The 18038-nt window shown below is 65.7% G+C and carries 18 protein-coding genes; 5 read left to right on the forward strand and 13 right to left on the reverse strand.

Features of this window, described 5'->3' with window-relative positions; all coding sequences use genetic code 11:
* Positions 1-9: 9 nt before the first annotated feature.
* Positions 10-777, forward strand: coding sequence for an SDR family oxidoreductase (locus C4S73_RS24155; protein ID WP_103875133.1), 768 nt, complete (start codon positions 10-12; stop codon positions 775-777).
* A 126-nt stretch (positions 778-903) separates the two neighbouring features.
* Here the strand turns inward: C4S73_RS24155 and C4S73_RS24160 are convergent, their stop codons facing one another.
* The 4 genes from C4S73_RS24160 to C4S73_RS24175 all read right to left on the reverse strand — a co-directional run bounded on the left by C4S73_RS24160 (position 904) and on the right by C4S73_RS24175 (position 3929).
* Complete coding sequence (locus tag C4S73_RS24160) at positions 904-1584, reverse strand: ABC transporter permease (RefSeq protein WP_103875134.1); 681 nt, start codon at positions 1582-1584, stop codon at positions 904-906.
* Complete coding sequence (locus C4S73_RS24165) at positions 1581-2270, reverse strand: ABC transporter permease (RefSeq protein WP_103875135.1); 690 nt, start codon at positions 2268-2270, stop codon at positions 1581-1583. Before C4S73_RS24165 ends, C4S73_RS24160 begins: the two co-directional genes overlap by 4 nt.
* A gap of 4 nt (positions 2271-2274) precedes the next feature.
* Positions 2275-3051, reverse strand: a complete 777-nt coding sequence (locus tag C4S73_RS24170; protein ID WP_103875136.1) for a transporter substrate-binding domain-containing protein — start codon at positions 3049-3051, stop codon at positions 2275-2277.
* A gap of 104 nt (positions 3052-3155) precedes the next feature.
* Positions 3156-3929, reverse strand: coding sequence for an ABC transporter ATP-binding protein (locus C4S73_RS24175; RefSeq protein WP_210201407.1), 774 nt, complete (start codon positions 3927-3929; stop codon positions 3156-3158).
* Between the two features lie 389 nt (positions 3930-4318).
* Between C4S73_RS24175 and C4S73_RS24180 the strand changes: the two genes are divergently transcribed.
* Entirely contained in the window at positions 4319-5290 is a 972-nt protein-coding gene (locus C4S73_RS24180) for an agmatinase family protein (RefSeq protein ID WP_103875137.1), read from the forward strand.
* A 39-nt stretch (positions 5291-5329) separates the two neighbouring features.
* Here C4S73_RS24180 and C4S73_RS24185 read toward each other — a convergent pair whose 3' ends face one another.
* From C4S73_RS24185 to C4S73_RS24225, 9 genes are all read right to left on the reverse strand, one after another.
* Positions 5330-6268 (reverse strand): LysR substrate-binding domain-containing protein, encoded by a 939-nt coding sequence (locus C4S73_RS24185; RefSeq protein ID WP_103875138.1) that lies wholly within the window; start codon positions 6266-6268, stop codon positions 5330-5332.
* A gap of 139 nt (positions 6269-6407) precedes the next feature.
* Entirely contained in the window at positions 6408-7394 is a 987-nt protein-coding gene (locus C4S73_RS24190; RefSeq protein ID WP_103875139.1) for a TAXI family TRAP transporter solute-binding subunit, read from the reverse strand.
* 12 nt (positions 7395-7406) lie between these two features.
* Complete coding sequence (locus C4S73_RS24195; protein ID WP_103875140.1) at positions 7407-8237, reverse strand: RraA family protein; 831 nt, start codon at positions 8235-8237, stop codon at positions 7407-7409.
* A 6-nt stretch (positions 8238-8243) separates the two neighbouring features.
* Positions 8244-8636 (reverse strand): carboxymuconolactone decarboxylase family protein, encoded by a 393-nt coding sequence (locus tag C4S73_RS24200; protein WP_103875141.1) that lies wholly within the window; start codon positions 8634-8636, stop codon positions 8244-8246.
* Positions 8633-10030 carry an FAD/NAD(P)-dependent oxidoreductase gene (locus C4S73_RS24205; RefSeq protein ID WP_103875189.1) on the reverse strand — a complete coding sequence of 466 codons (1398 nt, stop codon included), beginning with the start codon at positions 10028-10030 and terminating at the stop codon, positions 8633-8635. The genes C4S73_RS24200 and C4S73_RS24205 overlap by 4 nt, the downstream gene beginning before the upstream one ends.
* Positions 10027-10332 (reverse strand): (2Fe-2S)-binding protein, encoded by a 306-nt coding sequence (locus C4S73_RS24210; protein ID WP_103875142.1) that lies wholly within the window; start codon positions 10330-10332, stop codon positions 10027-10029. The genes C4S73_RS24205 and C4S73_RS24210 overlap by 4 nt, the downstream gene beginning before the upstream one ends.
* Positions 10307-11431, reverse strand: coding sequence for an NAD(P)/FAD-dependent oxidoreductase (locus C4S73_RS24215; RefSeq protein ID WP_103875143.1), 1125 nt, complete (start codon positions 11429-11431; stop codon positions 10307-10309). The genes C4S73_RS24210 and C4S73_RS24215 overlap by 26 nt, the downstream gene beginning before the upstream one ends.
* Before the next feature lie 6 nt (positions 11432-11437).
* Entirely contained in the window at positions 11438-12160 is a 723-nt protein-coding gene (locus C4S73_RS24220) for an aspartate/glutamate racemase family protein (protein ID WP_103875144.1), read from the reverse strand.
* A complete protein-coding gene (locus C4S73_RS24225) occupies positions 12157-14082 on the reverse strand; it encodes a TRAP transporter permease (protein ID WP_103875145.1) in 1926 nt (641 codons plus the stop codon). Before C4S73_RS24225 ends, C4S73_RS24220 begins: the two co-directional genes overlap by 4 nt.
* A gap of 292 nt (positions 14083-14374) precedes the next feature.
* On the opposite strand from C4S73_RS24225, the gene C4S73_RS24230 reads away from it, so the two are divergent.
* From C4S73_RS24230 to C4S73_RS24240, 3 genes are read left to right on the forward strand one after another with little or no spacing between them, the layout of a single operon-like run.
* Positions 14375-15130, forward strand: coding sequence for a GntR family transcriptional regulator (locus C4S73_RS24230; protein ID WP_103875146.1), 756 nt, complete (start codon positions 14375-14377; stop codon positions 15128-15130).
* A 40-nt stretch (positions 15131-15170) separates the two neighbouring features.
* Entirely contained in the window at positions 15171-17495 is a 2325-nt protein-coding gene (locus C4S73_RS24235) for a molybdopterin-dependent oxidoreductase (protein WP_103875147.1), read from the forward strand.
* A gap of 23 nt (positions 17496-17518) precedes the next feature.
* Entirely contained in the window at positions 17519-17866 is a 348-nt protein-coding gene (locus C4S73_RS24240; RefSeq protein ID WP_103875148.1) for a RidA family protein, read from the forward strand.
* Positions 17867-18038: the final 172 nt, after the last annotated feature.

Raw genomic sequence — 18038 nt, forward strand, 5'->3', positions numbered from 1 at the left:
GCGTCCATCATGAAGTTCCGCAATAGGGCCATTCTCGTGACCGGCGCGAGCCGCGGCATCGGCGCCGCGATCGCAAAGGCTTTTGCAGCCGAGGGCGGGCTCGTCATCGTCAACTACCGGCACAACGAGGCTGCTGCGCTTGGCGTGGTCGAGGCCTGCAAGGCCGCTGGCGGGCAGGCGCTGGCGATCGCAGCCGACGTCACCTCGGAAGCAGCGGTGGGCGCGATGGTCGCCCGCATCGCCGACGAGATCGGCAGGATCGACGCGGTCGTCAACAACGCCTTCGCCCCTTACGTGTTCGACCCCGACAACCGGACCCGGTTCTGGGACACGCCCTGGTCGGCCTATCAGACGCAGATCGATGGGGCGCTGAAGGCGACCTACAATGTCTGTCAGGCGGTGCTGCCGCTGATGAAGCAGCGGGTTCAGGGCAGCATCGTCAACATGGCGAGCGACCTCGTCGCACGGCCGAGCATCCCCTATCACGACTACACCACGGCCAAAGCGGCCCTGATCGGCTTCAGCCGGACGCTCGCCGCGGAACTCGGCCCTCTGGGCATCCGGGTCAATTGCGTCGCGCCCGGGCTGGTCTATCCGACGGATTCGAGCCGTGCGACCCGCGAGGAGGTCAAGGACATGCTGATCGCTCAGACCCCCCTGCGACGGATCGCGACGGTCGAGGACGTGACCGGCCCCGTGCTGTTCCTGGCTTCCGACTGGAGCCGCTTCGTGACCGGGCAGATTCTGCATGTCGATGGCGGGCTGGTGATGACATAAGGGGAGCTGTCCAGCCGCGGCGACACCATTGCCAAGCGGCTTTGCCCGGCGGCGGCGATGCTGACACCGGAGCGGCTCGCGGAGCTTTACCGGGCGAGCATCGAGACGGTCCGCGACGATGCCAGTTCAACCCCGGGCGTCGACCCAACGCCTTTCGGCCATGTGGAAGGCCCCGACGAGGATGAAGGTGAGGCAGAGATAGATCGCCGCCGCCGTCACATAGGGCTCGAACAGGATGTAGGATGTGAGGGTGATGTTGCGGGCGACGCCGGTGATCTCCAGCAGCGTCACCGTGCTCGCGAGCGAGGTCGCATGCATCATCATGATCGTCTCATTGCCGTAGAGCGTCAGCGAGCGGCTCAGCATGGCGGGGATGAGGATGCGCCGCGCAATCGTCCAGGGCGACATGCCATAGGCGCGCGCGGCTTCGATCTCGCCCGGCGGCAGATGACGCAAGCCGCCCGCGAAGATCTCGGTCGTATAGGCGGTGGTGTTGAGCACGAAGGTGAGCAGCACGCAGAACAGCGGGCTCGACAGCCAGGGCCAGAGAATGCTCTGGCGGAGCAATCCGAACTGCGCCAGGCCGAAATAGATCAGGAAGAGCTGCACCAGCAGCGGCGTTCCCCTGAAGACCAGCGTGTAGCTCGCGATCGGCAGTCTGATCCAGGGATTGGGTGAATTGCGCAGCAAGGCGAGACCGAGCGACAGCCCGAAGCCGATCGCCAGAGCGGACACGGTCAGCAGCACCGTCAGGCGAGCGCCCTGGGCATAAAGCGGCAGGCTGTCGGCGATGATCGTCCAGTTCATCGTGACAACTCGCGCGTGCCGAGATCGAGCCTGCGTCCGAGCCAGGCCAGGAACAGGACGGAAGACAAGGTCAGCGCCAGATAGAAGCCACCGGCCAGCAGATAGAAGGTGAAGGGCTGCCCGGTCGCCTCCGCCGCGCCCTTGGCGGTCAACATCACGTCCTGCAGGCCGATCAGCGAGGCGAGCGCGGTGGCCTTGAGCAGGACCAGCCAGTTATTGGTGAAGCCGGGAAGCGCGAGACGCGCCATCTGGGGCAGCAGGATGCCGGTAAAGGTCCGCATGGGGCCAAGCCCGTAGGCGCGAGCCGCCTCGACCTGCCCTTTGGGGATCGCGACGAGAGCGCCGCGGAAGGTCTCGGTCATGTAGGCGCCGAAGATCAACGCCAGCGTCACGGTTCCCGCGATGAAGGGATCGAGCTCGAAATAATAGGAAATGCCGGCCGCGGTCAGAACCTCGTTGACCAGCGTCGGCAGGCTGTAGAACACCAGCAGCATCAGGACGAGATCGGGAATGCCCCGGACGACCGAGGTGTAGATGCCCGCCAGCGTGCGCAACACGACGCTGGAGGACAGTTTGCACAAAGCTCCCGCCAGCCCGAACAGGACGGCGAGCGCAAGCGCGCCCGCCGCCAGTTGCAGCGTGACCAGTCCGGCGCCCAGCACCGTCATGGCATAGGCGGCCAGCATCGGCTCAGTTGGTCCCGAAATACTTGGCGTTGAGGGCGGCGAGAGCGCCGTTCTCGCGCAGCTTGGCGAGCCCCTCATTCACTGATTTCACCAGCTCCACATTGCGCTTGTTGATCGCAATCGCGACGCCCTCGCCGAATTCCGGCGCGTCCTTGCCGGTATAGCGCGGCCCGAGCAGGCCGAAACCCTTGCCATCCTCGCTCTTGAGGAAGGCGTGCGTGATCTGCGCCTCATAGCTCATATGCAGCTCGGCGCGGCCAGAGGCCAGCTCAAGATAGGGCGCGCTGCCGCTGGTGTAGCGCTTGATGTCGGCCTGCGGGAAGGTCTTGGTGACGAAGGCATCCATCGGAGTGCCGGTCTGGACGGCGATGGTCTTGCCCTTCAGCCCTTCCGGCGTGAATTCGTAAGTCGCGCCCTGCTTGGCGACGAAGCGGAAGACGGGACGATCGTAGATGTCGCTGAAGGCGAGAATCTTGCGACGCGCCTCGGTCACTGTCAGCTGCGAGATCAGCGCATCGTATTTGCCGGCGATGAGGCCGGGGATCATCCCCTCCCAGGCGGCATTGATGATGTTGCATTTGAGCTTCGCAGCGTCGCAGACGGCCTGCATCAGCTCGACATCATAGCCCACGACCTTGCCCGAACTGTCGATCGATTCAAACGGCGGAAAGGTTGCGTCAGTCGCGATCGTGAGCACCTTCTGCGCGGCTGCGGGCTGGATCTGGAGAGCACTCGAGGCAATCAGCATCGCTGCGCCGAACAGGCGGAAGAGCGGTTTCATGGCGGGTTCTCCGTTTCTTGGTGGCTGGTTGTGGAATCGCGCCGGAAACCAGGAATCCGGGGCCCCGGCACATGGACCCGGCTCGGTTGGGACCTGGAGACCGTTCAGTGCAGCCGGCCCGCGAGGAACTGCTGGAGCCTGACGCTTTGCGGGTGCTCGAAGATCTCGGCGGGCGATCCCCGCTCCTCGACGAGCCCCTGATGCAGGAACAGCACCTCGCTGGAGACATGGCGCGCGAAGCCCATCTCATGGGTCACGATCACCATGGTGCGCCCCTCCTCCGCCAGAGCCTGCATGACCTTGAGCACCTCGCCGACGAGTTCCGGATCCAGCGCGGAGGTCGGCTCATCGAACAGCATCACCTCCGGCTCCATGCAAAGCGCGCGCGCAATCGCAACGCGCTGCTGCTGGCCGCCCGACAGCCGCGCCGGATAGCGGTCGTGCATGTCCTTGCCGAGGCCGACCTTGGCGAGGTTGGCGTAGGCCCGCTCCAGCGCCTCGACGCGGGGAATGCCGAGCGCATGGATCGGCGCCTCGATCACGTTCTGCAGCACGGTCATATGCGACCACAGGCAGAAGTTCTGGAACACCATCGAAAGGCGCGTGCGGATGCGCTGAAGCTGTGCCGGGCTCTTGGCCCGCAATTCGCCGGTTCGCGGATCGGGCACGGTGACCAGCGTCTCGCCGCCGACTTCGATCGTGCCGCGATGCGGCCGTTCGAGAAAATTGATGCAACGCAGGAAGGTGCTTTTGCCGGAGCCGCTGGAGCCGAGAATGCTGACGACATCGCCCGCCCTGGCCGACAGGCTGACGCCCTTGAGCACTTCATGAGGCCCGTAATGCTTGTGAATATCCGTGACGGCCAGTTTCATCATCATCAGTGCTCCTCCAGAGAAGGCGGCGCTTGTCGAGCCCGCAAAACCGCGCAGGCATGGCGGCGCCGATCTCGAACGTGCTCTCGTGCGGCACCGTCTCGTGTCCGCCCGCGCCTTCTTTTGTCCCCTGGCCGAAATGGTGTGAAGTCATCCGGCGACCGGGCTCTTGCAGCCCTTGTCAACCTATCAAGCAAGCCCGGCCGGTCAGAGCAAATGATGAATCGTCACCAAAAACATGACTCAAATTCATGTTTAAACCGACATCACTGGATTAATTCTTGGGCACGCCGGCAAATACCTGAAATGTCATCAACCGATGGCTGACGAAGCTTCACTTCACGCATCGTCGCATCGCATGCCAAATCCCGCTCGGCAGATGACAGGAGCGTGCCTTGGACAAACTCAACCTTCTTCCCCCGGGCCTGATCGTCAATACGATGAAGGGCGATGTGGCCGAGCACCGTGCTGGCGCCTGGCTGACATGGGACGGCACGCTCGATCTCGACTGCGCCATCGTCGGCGTGCCCTATGACGGCGCCTCCGTGGTTCGCTCGGGCTCGCGCCACGGCCCCGATGCCGTGCGTCAGGGCCTGATGTATTTCACCACCTATTCGAGCCGCGACCGCCGCACCATGACCGACTTCCGCGCCGCCGATATCGGCGACGTGGAGGTCGTGCTCACCGATATGGACGGCACCTTCAAGCGCATCACCGACACCGTGCGCACGCTGGTCTCGAAGAAGATCGTTCCGGTAATGATCGGCGGCGACCATTCGATCGCCTTTCCGAACCTGCGCGGCGTGATGGAGGCGATGGGGCCGGGCAAGAAGCTGGGCGTCATCCATTTCGACGCTCATCACGATCTGCGCAAAGCCCATCTCGGCGCGGAATCGAGCGGCGTGCCGTTCCGCAAGGCGCTGGAAATGCCGGGCACCCTGCTCAGCGGCCCCAATCTCGTGCAGATCGGCATGGCCGAGTTCACCAACTCGCCCGCGCTCGACGACTACGCCAAGGAGATGGGCGTGACCGTGATCTCCGGGCTTGAGGTCCGCGAGCGCGGCATTGCCGCGGTCGTCGATCAGGCGCTGCGGATCGCCGGCGACGGTACCGACGCGATCTATCTCTCCGTTGATATCGACGTGCTCGATCTGTCGCAGGCGCCGGGCACCGCTGCACCGAACCCGTTCGGCCTGCCCGCCCATGACGTTCAGTTTGCGCTGCGCAAGATCGGTGCGAGCGGCCTGCTGGCCGGCGCCGATCTCGTCGAGATCTCACCACCCTTCGATCCGCGCAACATGACGGGCTCGACCGGCGCCTCGCTGATCCTGAGCCTGCTCTACGGCTTGTCCTCGACAAAGGCCTGATGCCGTCGTGACATAGGCCGGTCATTGGACATCGGCCGCTCACGCCCCGTTTTGCGCCTCCGCCTCCTCGGCGGATGGCAAGGTGAGCGTCTTGCCGAAACGGCCGAGCAGCCAATGCAGGAAGAGCCGGGCGTTCGAACGCTCGAGCTTGTAGCCGTCGCACAGCACATACCAGCCGCCCGTGGCCTGGATCGAGCCGGCGAAGGGGCGCAGCAGCATGCCTTCGCCGACATGCGAGGCAGAAAGCGTATCGCTGACCAGCACGACCCCTGCCCCTTCGGCGGCAAGGTCGATGGCGATGCTGAGATCGCTGCAATAGAGATGCCGCCGGTAGCTTTCGAAGGCATGTTCGCCCTCGCCCGCCAGCCAGCGCCGCCATTCGGTACCGTCATCCTGATGCAGCAGGATCACGTCGCGCAGGTCCGAAGGCTGGGTGAAGCTGCGGCCGGCCCGGCGAAACAGCAGAGGACTACAGGCCGGCGCGATCGCGACGTTTTCCAGCAGCGCCGACCATTTGGCCGGCCATGCGCCGCTGCCGAAGAGGATGCCGAGATCGGCGTCGCCGGCATCCGCGACGCGCTCGTTGTCGGCAAGCTGGATATGGCATTCGATAGCGGGGTGATCGTAGCAGAAATCCGCGAGGTTCTTTGCCAGCCACTTGCTGGCGAACATCGGCGGGCAGGCAATGGTGAGCCGCCCGCCGACCTGATCGGCATCGGCGAGGCTGTGGGCCGTGCGGGCGATGTCGTGCAGGGCGGTTCCGACCGAGCGGGCGAACACCCGCCCCGCATCCGTCAGGGCCACGCCCCGCCCGGCCTTCTCGAACAGATCGATACCGAGCGCATCCTCCAGCCGCCGGAGCTGATGGCTCACCGCGCTGTCGGTCAGGTTCAGCTCGAGGGCCGCCTTCGCCAGGCTCTGATGACGCGCCGCCGCCTCGAAAGTGCGCAGCGTCGCCAGGGGCAGATTGCGGATCACGGTAAGGGCATCTCGGACAGGCCGCTCGCGGCAGAAGCGCAGTTCTGCCGCGCAAGGCTCGGCCTGTCCAGACGAGGGCCGGTCAGAGCGCCATCCGACGAGGGTCGGAGAACCGCACTTGATCTCGGCTACAGCCCGCTCATTTCATGAAGCCGCCCTCGCGGAAGGCTTTCTCGGCGCCGGGATGCAACGGCACGGGCTGCATCTTCCAGGCGGTCGCGGGGTCGTAGCGGCTCATCGCCTGGTAGATGTTGGCCAATCGCGGACGATTGCTGATGATCGCCTTCGTCATCGCGTAGACGAAATCATCGGGCAAGTCGGCCGAGACGAGGTAGAGGTTACCCATCGCGCTGACCGAGATGTCGCTGCTTTGCAGTTCAGGAAACGTGCCGGCCTTGATGACGCCGGTGCTGTAGCCGTATTTATCGGTCAGGTTCTTCTGGAGGGCATCGGAGAACGAGACGAACTTCACCTTGCGGCGTCCGTCGATGATCTGGCTCGCGAGCCCGGAGGGAATTTCGCCGGCCGTCCAGAGGATGTCGAACTGGTTGTCGTTGAAGCCCTGGATCAATTCGCCATAGGCGGAGATCACGACCTTGCCGCCGCCCTGCCGGATCTTGGCGAAGGAATTGCCATAGAACTCAAGTGCGCGCTGAAGGGTCAGGTGTTCGGAGGTTGCCTGCGAGGTCACGCCGATCGTGAGCTTCGGATCGCTCAGGAGTTCGGCGAGCGAACGCTTCTCCTCGACCGGCACATAGACCATGTAATAGACGTCGACGCCGCTGGAACCGAGCGTGCGCAGCTTGTCGTGCTTCTGCTTGTAGGGTTCCTCGCCCTTCAGGGCGGCGGCGCTGAGAAAGTCGATGCCCATGCCGATCTGGCTGAGACCGGCCTGGATGCGGCTGGGATTGTCCTTGCCGCCGCCGGGCACCACGCGGATGTTGACGCCTGGCACGGCCTCCATGACGAGCGTCGAAACGCCGGTCGTCTGCGTGAACCAGGCGCCGCCGGGCGAGCCGGAGGTCCATTCGACATTCTTGGTCTGGGATGCGGCCGGCAGCGGCGCGGCAAGTATCGCGCCCAGCAATGCGAATACGGAGAGGCGAGGTAACAGACGGCGGGACATGGTGACGTCTCCTTAGGATGGGTTGGAGGAAAGGCCGGTGCTGGAGGAAAGGCCTGTGCTGGAGGAAAGGCCTGTGCTGGGGGAAAGACTTGGATCGGGCGCACCTGGATCGAGCGCAGCGGCACGCGCCGCCTCGCTCGTTTCAAATGCGGCAAGGGTTGCCGCGTCGGCTGGGTAAAGCCCGACCAGTGCCGCGCCGCCGGCGACGCGCTTCTGCACCCAGGCCTCGAACCGGTTCTGCTTCTCGCCACCAGCCGCGATCTCTTCGGCGAGCCCGAGCGGCACGACGAGGACGCCGTCCTCATCGGCGACGATCAGGTCGCCCGGCCAGATCGCGACGCCCCCGCAGCCGATGGGCTCCCCCCAGCCGGCAAAGCTCAGTCCGCCGATCGAGGGCGGCGAGGCGGTGCCGCCTGCCCAGATCGGCAACCCGACCTGACGCAAGCCCGGCAGATCGCGCACGACGCCGTCGCTGACGATGCCCTTGACCTGTTTCAGGCGGAGACGCTCGGCGAAGATGTCGCCGACCGTGCCCGCGCCCTGATGGCCGCGGGCATCGATCACGACGACACTGCCCGCCGATACCGCGTCGATGGCGGCCGGCAGAGCGCCGGGCCAGCCATAGCTCGCAGGTGTCGCCTTGTCCTCGCGGCCAGGAACGAAGCGCAAGGTGAAGGCCGGGCCGCAGATGGCGTCCTGGCCGACAAGGCGGTGCGCGCCGACAAGGTAGCTCGAGCGCAGCCCATGCTTGATCAGCTGGCTCGACAAGGTCGGCGTCCCGATCGCGGCAAGGCGGGCGAGCAATTCGGGCTTTGGCGAAACGTCTGCTGCGGCTTCACTCATCGCGCGTCACTCGAACGCCGGGTCGACTGGCACGCGATAGGCCGTCACGAGCCGGTTGGTCTCATTGGCCATGCCGATCACCGCGACGAGCTCGGCGAACATCGCCTCGCTCATTCCCGCCTTGCGCGCGGCGGCGCTGTGGCTCGCGATGCAATAGGTGCAGTTATTGGTGACGCTGACGGCGAGATAGACCATCTCCTTGGTCAGGGGATCGAGCGCACCGGGCGCCATGACCTCCTTGATGCTCTCCCAGGTGCGCTTCAGCGTCTTGGGATCGCGGGCGAGATACTTCCAGAAATCATTGACGTCCGGCACGTTGCGCGAGCGTTTGATGTCGTCGATCACCTCGCGCGCCTCGGGCGACGCCTCTTCGTAGGAAACCGGCTGCGGCCTGCTCATGATGCGTAACTCCCTTTGGATCGCTCTCCGGCGATGTCGCCGAGCGTCACCGGTTTCACCGGCATGCGAATGCGCAGATAGCCGATCTCCGCCGGCTGGCGCCCTGTCAGCGCGGACATGAGCTCGCTCACGCTATGCCCGCACATACGGCCCTGGCAGGGTCCCATGCCGCAGCGGGTGAAGCTCTTGAGCTGGTTCGGCCCGGCGCATTTTTCTGCAACCGCAGCGGCAATCGCGCCGCGGGTCACTTCCTCGCAGCGACAGATGATCACCGCGTCGTCGGACGGCGCGCGAAACTGCGCCGCCGGACGGTAGAGCTCCTCGATGAACGGCCGGACCGCCTTGTCCCGGCGCTGGCTGGCGAAGAGCGGAGCCGCGAGCCGCTCGGCGGCCGCATCGTCCAACGCGTCGAGCTCGGCTGCGACTGCGATCGCCGCGAGATCGCCCGCCAGCCTTGCCGACAACGCTCCGGCGATGCCGCCGGCATCGCCGGCGACGAACACATTCGGCAGGCTCGATCGCCCCCAACGGTCGAGTTCCGGGCGCCAGCAGCGCTGGCTCTCGTCCCAGAGCTGGCGACAGCCCAGCGCCATGGCGAGATTGACGTTGGGGATGACGCCCTGATGCAGGAAGACCTGCGTCGCCGAAGCCGCCTCCTCGCCGTCGCGGGTCCGCCAGCGCAGCCCCGTCACTGCGCCCTCGCCCTCGATCGAGAGATCCTCGACATGGCTGACCACACGGATTCCAGCTCGCCGGATCTCGCGGAGCAATCCGAGCCCCTTGCCCAGATAGCTTGCGGCGCGAAGCGCGCCGGGCAAATGCCGGGCTGCGCGCAGGCGTGCTCCACGCGGCGTCGTGTCGAGCACCAGCGCAATCGGCACGCCTGCGCGGATATATTGCGCCACGACGAGATAGAGCAGCGGCCCGCTGCCGACGAAGACCGCGTCCGGGATCGCGGTCGCTGAGGTCTTCAGCATGATCTGCGCCGCACCGGCCGTCATCACACCCGGCAGGGTCCAGCCCTTGACGGGAAAGGGGCGCTCCATCGCACCGCTCGCCACGACGATGCGCTTCGCCTGCACGGAATCGGGGCCGTAGGAGGTGGTAAAGTCGAGCGTGTCATTCTGGATCTGCCAGATCAGCGCTCCCGGCCGATAATGCGCACCACAGGCGGCGAAGCGCTCGGCGAGATCCCGGCCGGAATGGTAATCGGGGCCCAGCACGTTGGCAGGCAAGGTCGAGCCTTGCGTGACGGCACGATAGATCTGGCCGCCCGGAGAGGGCTGCTCGTCGAGAACCGCGACGGACAGGCCGAGGCTGCACGCCCGCAGGGCAGCCGCCATTCCGGCCGGACCGGCACCAATCACCGCCAGATCGACCGCGCGCGGCATCATGAGCGACATCCCGCAGCCAGCGGCGCGCCATCCTGACGTTCGACCACCAGCCCTGACCTGACCTGCACCATGCAGGCCTGCCGGTTGGGCTCGCCATCGATCGTGACGAGACAGTCGAAGCAGACGCCCATCATGCAATAGGCCGCGCGCGCCGCACCGCTTTTCGGCGTCGACCGGAACGGCGAGAACCCCTCGCGCAGCAAGGTCGCGGCGAGGTTGTCGCCCTCTGGCGCCAGCACGCTGCGGCCGGCGAGCCGCAGGGCGACCATGGGCCGGTCAGGCAGCGCGATGATCTTGAACATGGAAGCGTCCCGGCGAGAAGGTTGCGGCAAGGGTCGGGTCGAGATGGCCGGCCAGAATGGCCGCCGCCATCTGCTGCTCATGGAAGGGCGCGAGCGTCACGCCGCTATGGACGGAAACCAGGAAGGCGCCGGGATGGCGGGCGGATTGCTGGTAGATCGGCTGCCCGTCCGGGCTCATCACGCGGAGCGCGCCCCAGCTGCGGACGATCCTGACGCTGCGGAGGAAGGGAAAGACGGTGACGATCCGCTGCGCGGTGTTCTGCAGGACGGGCCGGGTCGTGCCCTCGTCCAACCCCACTTCCTCCGAGGATTCCCCGCAGATCAGGCCACCATCGGCCGTCTGCCGGATGAAGTGGACACCGCGCGGCATGAAAGGCTGCAGCTTCTCGGTGATGACGATCTGGCCTCGCACCGGCCGCACCGGAGCGTCGAGGCCGAGCTGCGGCGCCAGGGCGGCATTCCCCAGCCCTGCTGCCAGCACGACCCGCTCGGCGCGATGCTCGCCCGCCGCGCTGTCGATGCGGAAACAGCTGCCATCATGGTAGATGCCGTTGACGCGCGCGCTGGGGACGTACAGCCCGCCTCGCGCCTGGAAGCCGGCGAGCAGCGCCCTGAGCAGGCGCAGCGGATCGACCATGCCGTCGAGCTTGCAGAAGGTGGCGCCTGGAATCGTGGGCCCGATCATCGGGAAATCGGCGCGCAGATCGGCTGCGCTGGCGACCGAGAAGCCGCTGGCTATGGCCGACCGCGCCTCGGCCGCCTGCAATTGGGCGGCCCGGCGCTCAAGCTCCTCGGGCGTGAAGCAGACATAATAGGCCCCCTGCTGGCGGAACCCGAGATCGATGCCGGTATCGCCCTTCATGCGCGCCGCGAATTCCGACCAGGCCAGCGCGGCGGTTCGGCTGAGATCGGCATAGGGCGGGCTCGTCAGCCCCTTGCCCTGAACCCAGACATTGCCAAGATTGCCGCGGGCAGCACGGAAGGCGATATCGCCTTCGTCGAGCAGAACGACCTTCGCCCCGCCTCTCGCCAGGCCGTGGCCGATCGCGGCTCCAACGAGCCCGCCTCCGACGACAGCGATATCGGCCTGTCCCGGCATCGGCGCTCAGCGCTCGTCCTGCCGGAACCGGCGTGGCCGCAGGCCGGCCTGGAACCAGTTGACCAGCGAAACGGCGTCATAGACCGGCACGCCGAAGCGCTGCGCGATGTCGGCACTGTAGGGCGTGAGGTTGGTGCATTCGGACACGATCGCGCCCACATCGGGATGCTCGCGCAACAGTCGGCCGGCCGCTTCGAGAACCTCGGCCTTCAGCGTCTCGAACGGCACCGAATTGTCGCCATCGCGGATCGAGCGCACGAATTCGCTGTCGGGCGGCATGCCGATCACAGGTGTATCGGGCGAAACGCCCACGCCGTCGAAATAGCGCCCGCTCAGCGAGGTCGCATTATAGGTGAGGATGCCGACACGCTGGCTCGGCTTGATCAGCCGCGCAACCATCGGAACCTGCAGCAGCGCGCTGGTTGCGACGGGAACGCTGGAGAACTCGGCCAGCTCGCGCTGGTAGATCGAGAGGAAGCCGCAGGTGGTGGTGATGCCGTCGACGCCGGCGTCGATCAGCTCCTGGGCTGCGACCTTGAACTTGTCGAGCAGGTCGACATTGTGCAGGTCGGTCATCCGGGCGGGGATCGCGTCGTGCACGATGCGGTATTGCACCGGGAAATCCCAGGTGCCGGCATGGCCGATATCGCCGAGAAAGCGCTCGAAATAACTGCGCACCATCAAGATGCCGACGCTGACGCCGTAATAGGTCTTCTTGCGCTCGTTCAACGAATCTCTCCTTCGGTGGGATGGGCCATCGAGGGCCTCAAGGGGGCGGCGGCACCGCGTGCGGCGGCCAGCAGGCTCATCACGATCACCGCCCCGACAAGGGCCGCGCCGACAAGGCCGCGCTGCAGGACAGGCACGGTGTACCAAAGCGAGCAGAAGCAGCCGGCGGTAACGAAGCCGAGCCGCAGCCATGCAGGCAGCGGACCCCATGCATAGCCGGCAAGCCCGGCCGAGATCAGCACGAGCCCCGTGGAGAGCGCGACCGCGGTAGCGATGATATCGACCAGCGAGCCGGTCAGGATCAGGCCGGGCTCGTAGATATAGGCCATTCCGGTGACGAAGCCGCCGAGCGCGAAGCGGCAGGCATAGAACCCCGTCGTCATCGCGGGTGCGCCGGCAATCGTCGCCGCCGCATCGGCGACGGGCGCAACCGGTGGCGAGGCGTCGGCCAGCACGGCGAAGTAGAAGATGAAGAGATGGATCGCGATCAGCGGGACATTGTATTCGGCGATCAGCGGCGCCCCGATGGCGGCGGTGATGATATAGGCCGGGGTCGTGGGAATGCCGACGCCGAGGAAGAGGCAGGTTGCCGCGATCAGCAGGGCCAGCAGGAACAGCGAACCGCCGGCAGCGGCTTTGATCATGCCTGTAAAGGCCAGCAGCAGGCCGGTGCTGGTCAAGGCCGCGGTGATGATGCCCGCCGAGGTGACCGCGACTGCGATCATCGAGATCAGGTAACCGCCGTCGCGCAGCGCCACCAGGATCGCGCGCGGGTTCATGCGCGTGTGCCGCCGCAGCGCTGCGACGAGAACCGTGGCGATCGTCGCCCAGAATGCAGCCAGATAGGGCGAGAAGCGCATCATCATCAACGTGACCAGCAGGGCCAGCGGGATGATCAGATGAGCATCGCGGCCGAGGTCACGCAGGCTCGGCAGATCCTTGCGCGGGATCGCTCCGATGCCGAGCTTCTTCGATTCGTAATGCACGGCGGAGAGGATGTTGACGTAATACAGCACCGCCCCCATCGCCGCGGCGATGATGATCGCCGAATAGGGCACCGCGATCATCTCCGACATGATGAAGGCCGCAGCCCCCATGACCGGAGGCATCAGCGGGCCGCCGACGCTCGCTGCGGCTTCGATGCCGGCAGCAAAGACCGGGCGGAAGCCGAGACGCTTCATCAGCGGGATCGACATCGAGCCGGTGACGACGACATTGGCGACGGAAGAACCGCTCATCGTGCCGAAGAGCGCCGAGGAGATGACCGCCACCTTGGCCGGTCCGCCCGTGAAGCGGCCGCCGGTGACCGCGCCGAAATTGCCGAAGAGCCGGCTCATGCCGCTCGCCTGCATCAGCGAGCCGAAAATCAGGAACGAGGCGACGATCGTCGCGCTCATCACGGTCAAAGAGCCGTAGAGTCCGCTGCCGACGGAGAGGAAGTTGATCTCGGTGATATGGGCGAAGCTGAGCTCCCGGTAGAACCAAGCGCCCGGCAGGAGATGGCAGATCGCCATATAACCGATCACGACGAGGACGAGCCCGGCGAGCGTGTACGAGATCGAGCGGCGCGTCGCCTCCACGACGGCCAGCACCATTATCGTTCCCAGGACATATTGGGTGGTCGTCAGCGGATCGATGAAGCTCGTGCGCTCGTAGATCTGCTCCTGATTGAGATAGATGTAGACGTTGGGGACGAAGGCGCAGAGCGCCAGCACGAGATCGAGCACGGTCGCCCTGTCGGTCGGCGAATTGGCGCCGGCGGGAAAGAGCAGGAACACCGGCGGGACGAACAGGGCCAGGTGGATCGCCGCCAGTTCAAGCGGCTCGGGATAGCCCCGCCCCGCGAAATAGAGGTGCAGCAGCACCGCACCAACCGACCACAGCCCAAGAATGGCACCGGGTATTCCCTCGATACGCCGCATCTCATGCCCCCTCTTTTGGCCGGATTTCGTCGGTTCGGGCGGCTCCGGCGCGAGACCGGCATGCCCGTCTCATTCGATGGTCGAAGCCCGGCTTGTTGACATTGTGGATTGCATGCAATGATCAAAACAGCTTAGAATGCTGTCGTCAATTCCATAGAATTGGCAAATTTGAGAAAAATATTCTCCATAGAGAACGTATTGTTCTTTAGGGCGAACGATATGACAAGAGAGCCGCCGAAAGGTCTGGCTTCCCATCCTCATGGATCGGTGAACACTGCGGGGGGAGATCCAGATGAACGACGAGCAGAACACGATGAAGCTGGCTTCCGCCGAGCCGGTCGAGGGTCCGGGATTGCCGGTGTCGCCGCAGCCCTTGCCGCAGCAGATCGCCGCGCATCTGCGCCATCAGATCATCCATGACGTGCTGAAGCCCGGCGAACGCATCCGCGAGCAGCCGCTTTCGGCCGAACTCAACGTGTCGCGCACGCCCTTGCGGGACGCCCTGAAGATACTTTCGGTCGAGCGGCTGGTCGATCTTCCGCCGAATCGCGGGGCGATCGTGACCGATCTCGGGATCGAAGAGCTGCGCGATCTGCTGCGTGTCTATTCATCGCTCGAGGCGCTGGGCGGCGAACTTGCCTGCGAGCGGATGACACTCGCCGATCTCGCGCTGATCCACCGGCATCAGGACGGCATGCTGCAGGCCTACCAGCATCAGGACCGGCTCAGCTATTTCCGCTCAAACCAGGCCTTTCATCTCGGCATCATCGCCGCATCGCGCAATGCGCCGCTGATCGAGGTCCATCACCACCTCAACCTGCGCCTTTACCGGGTGCGCTATCTCGCGATCATGCAGCATCGCAGCTGGACCTTCGTCAGCAATCAGCACGAAGCGATCCTGACAGCGCTCGACCGCCGCGACGGGCCCTTGCTCGGTCGGCTTCTGGTCGAGCATCTGTCGGGAGCCTGGCAGGCGATCGCGACGCTCGAGGCCAAGGCCAAGGGCGAGATCGCTTCAGGCGAGGCGCCATCAGCCGAAACAGCCTGAATCCGGCTGGACTTCAACCCCGCTCCAACAGGAGAGACGCATGCTGCCGACGCCGGAGCGTCCCACCCTTGCAACGCATTGGGGCACCTACAGGGTTCACAGCGACGGCTCCGTTCCCGTCGGTCTCAGCCCTTATGAGGGCGACCCGAACCCCTCCCCGATCGCCGATGCGATGATCGCGGCGCGCACTTCGCCGGCCCGCATTCTGCGCCCGGCGATCAGGCGTTCTTTTCTGGAGCGCGGCGCAGCGGCAGGCGGCGAGGCACGCGGCGCCGAACCCTTCGTCGAAGTCGAATGGGAGCAGGCGCTGGCGATCGTGGCCGGCGAGGTCGACCGCGTCCGCAAGGATCACGGCAACGCCGCGATCTATGGTGGCTCCTATGGCTGGGCCAGCGCTGGCCGCTTCCACCATGCGCAAAGCCAGATCCATCGCTTCCTTAATGTGATCGGCGGCTATACCCGCTCGGTCCAGAACTACAGCTTCGCTGCCGCCGATACGATCCTGCCGCATGTCATCGGAGACCGGCGCGGGCTCGCGAGCGGCCACACGCCATGGCGGCTGCTCGCGGGGCATGCGGAGCTCATCGTCATGTTCGGCGGCGCCTCCCCCAAGAACGCCCAGGTCAGCTCGGGAGGCTTGAGCCGGCATACCCTGCGCGAGGGCATTCTGGCCTGCCGCGATGCGGGCGCCCGGCTGGTCTCAATCAGCCCGATCCGGGATGACACCGCCACCGAGGCCGGCGCTGAATGGTGGGCGCCCCGTCCCAATTCCGATGTCGCGCTGATGCTCGGGCTCTGCCACACGCTTCTGAGCGAGAACCTCCACGACCGCGATTTCCTCGCCAGCCACACGACGGGCTTCGAGCGTGTCGCGGCCTATCTGCTCGGCGAGCCCGATGGCGTCGTGAAAAGCGCCGACTGGGCGGCGGCCCTGTGCGAGCTTCCCGCCGAGGACATCCGCGCGCTTGCCCGCCGCATGGCCGCTTCGCGGACCTTCCTGATGATGTCCTGGTCGCTGCAACGCGCCGACCATGGCGAACAGCCCTATTGGATGACGGTGACGCTCGCCGCGATGCTGGGCCAGATCGGCCTGCCCGGCGGGGGCTTCGGTTTCGGCTATGGCTCGGTCAATGGCGTCGGCAACGCGGCCCATGAGATCGCGTGGCCCTCGCTGCCGCAGGGAAGCAATGCGGTCGAGGATTTCATCCCCGTCGCCCGCATCGCCGACATGCTGCTGCATCCCGGCGAACCCTATGATTTCAATGGCGAGCAGCGCCGCTATCCCCATGCCCGGCTGGTCTATTGGGCCGGCGGCAACCCCTTCCATCATCATCAGGATCTCAACCGTCTGGTCGCGGCGTGGAAACGCCCGGAGACCATCATCGTCCACGACGCCTGGTGGACCGCAACGGCGCGGCATGCCGACATCGTGCTGCCCGTGACGACGCAGTTCGAGCGCAACGATCTCGTCTGCGCCAATCGCGATCTGATGCTCGCCGCTTCGCACAGGCTGGCAGACCCGGCCGGCGAAGCGCGCGACGATTTCGCGATCTTCTCGGCGCTGGCCGCCCGGCTCGGCGTCGAGGAGGCCTTCACCGAAGGTCGCGACGAGGAAAGCTGGATCCGGCACCTGTACGGGCTGGCGCGGCAGCGCATCGCCGCGGTCGATATAGAGATCCCCGATTTCGACCAGTTCTGGCGCGATGGCATCACCCTCTTGCCGGAACCGGCCAAGGTGAAGCCTCTCCTGGCCGATTTCCGCGCAGATCCGCACGCCTACCCCCTGACCACGCCATCAGGTCTGATCGAGCTGTTTTCGGAGCGCATAGCGAGTTTCGGCTATGCGGATTGCCCGGGCCATGCCGCCTGGCTGCCATCGGCGGAGTGGCTCGGTGCAGCCGCTGCGAAACGGTTTCCGCTGCATCTCATCTCCAACCAGCCTGCGACCAGGCTGCACAGCCAATACGACAATGGCAGCCATGCGCGCGCCTCCAAGATCGCCGGCCGCGAACCGTTGCGCATGCATCCCGACGATGCCGCCGCGCGCGGCCTCCGCGATGGCGACATCGTCAGGGTCTTCAATGACCGGGGAGCCTGCCTGGCGGGCCTGCGGACCTCCGACGCCTTGCGCCCCGGCGTCGTTCAACTCGCCACCGGGGCCTGGTTTGACCCGCTTCAGCCGGGCGAGCCGGGATCGCTCGACAAACACGGCAACCCCAATGTGCTGACGCCCGATCGCGGCACGTCGCGCCTCGGACAGGGTCCGAGCGCTCATTCCTGCCTCGTCGAGATCGAAGCCTATCGCGAAAGCGCCCCTCCCGTGACGAGCCACGAGCCGCCGCCCTTCTTCAGCCGTCAGCCGTGAGTGAAAGAAAGACGAAGCCGATCATGACCATTCGACGCCTCGATTCCAACGGCCGCCGCAGCCGTGCCGTCATTCACGCCGGCCTCGTGCATTTCGCCGGGCAGGTCGCCGACGATTTCGGTGGCGACATCACCAGCCAGACGCAGGAAGTTTTGGCCCGGATAGACCGGCTGCTGGGCGAGGCCGGCAGCGACCGCAGCCGCGTCATCAGCGCCACGATCTGGCTCAAGACGATGGCTGATTATGCCGGGATGAACGCGGTATGGGACGGCTGGATCGACCGGGACAACGCGCCGGCGCGCTGCTGTGGCGTGGTGGAAATGGCCGACCCCGGCATTCTCGTCGAAATCATCATGGTTGCGGCGGCCTGAGGCCGAGCACCGCAACGAGCAGATCGAGGGCAGCGGCGCCAGGCGAGTTTTCCGAGCCCGCCTCCGCCACGGCCCGAATCGGGGGATGAGATTCGGCGATACCGCAGTCGCCACCAGAGGCGACACCGTCTAGTCTGGACGCTAGGACAGCCGAGAGGTCGCGCCCGGAGCA

Origin of the sequence: Allobosea lathyri, from assembly GCF_900108245.1 — a bacterium.
Classification (GTDB): domain Bacteria; phylum Pseudomonadota; class Alphaproteobacteria; order Rhizobiales; family Beijerinckiaceae; genus Allobosea; species Allobosea lathyri.

Bases quoted from the DNA above. Each gene is read 5' to 3' on its own strand.
- C4S73_RS24225 (WP_103875145.1), bottom strand. From the start codon at position 14,082: ATGCGGCGTATCGAGGGAATACCCGGTGCCATTCTTGGGCTGTGGTCG.
- C4S73_RS24165 (WP_103875135.1), bottom strand. From the start codon at position 2,270: ATGCTGGCCGCCTATGCCATGACGGTGCTGGGCGCCGGACTGGTCACG.
- C4S73_RS24190 (WP_103875139.1), bottom strand. From the start codon at position 7,394: ATGTCCCGCCGTCTGTTACCTCGCCTCTCCGTATTCGCATTGCTGGGC.
- C4S73_RS24200 (WP_103875141.1), bottom strand. From the start codon at position 8,636: ATGAGCAGGCCGCAGCCGGTTTCCTACGAAGAGGCGTCGCCCGAGGCG.
- C4S73_RS24170 (WP_103875136.1), bottom strand. From the start codon at position 3,051: ATGAAACCGCTCTTCCGCCTGTTCGGCGCAGCGATGCTGATTGCCTCG.
- C4S73_RS24210 (WP_103875142.1), bottom strand. From the start codon at position 10,332: ATGTTCAAGATCATCGCGCTGCCTGACCGGCCCATGGTCGCCCTGCGG.
- C4S73_RS24230 (WP_103875146.1), top strand. From the start codon at position 14,375: ATGAACGACGAGCAGAACACGATGAAGCTGGCTTCCGCCGAGCCGGTC.
- C4S73_RS24155 (WP_103875133.1), top strand. From the start codon at position 10: ATGAAGTTCCGCAATAGGGCCATTCTCGTGACCGGCGCGAGCCGCGGC.
- C4S73_RS24175 (WP_210201407.1), bottom strand. From the start codon at position 3,929: ATGATGATGAAACTGGCCGTCACGGATATTCACAAGCATTACGGGCCT.
- C4S73_RS24215 (WP_103875143.1), bottom strand. From the start codon at position 11,431: ATGCCGGGACAGGCCGATATCGCTGTCGTCGGAGGCGGGCTCGTTGGA.
- C4S73_RS24160 (WP_103875134.1), bottom strand. From the start codon at position 1,584: ATGAACTGGACGATCATCGCCGACAGCCTGCCGCTTTATGCCCAGGGC.
- C4S73_RS24235 (WP_103875147.1), top strand. From the start codon at position 15,171: ATGCTGCCGACGCCGGAGCGTCCCACCCTTGCAACGCATTGGGGCACC.
- C4S73_RS24240 (WP_103875148.1), top strand. From the start codon at position 17,519: ATGACCATTCGACGCCTCGATTCCAACGGCCGCCGCAGCCGTGCCGTC.
- C4S73_RS24205 (WP_103875189.1), bottom strand. From the start codon at position 10,030: ATGATGCCGCGCGCGGTCGATCTGGCGGTGATTGGTGCCGGTCCGGCC.
- C4S73_RS24195 (WP_103875140.1), bottom strand. From the start codon at position 8,237: ATGAGTGAAGCCGCAGCAGACGTTTCGCCAAAGCCCGAATTGCTCGCC.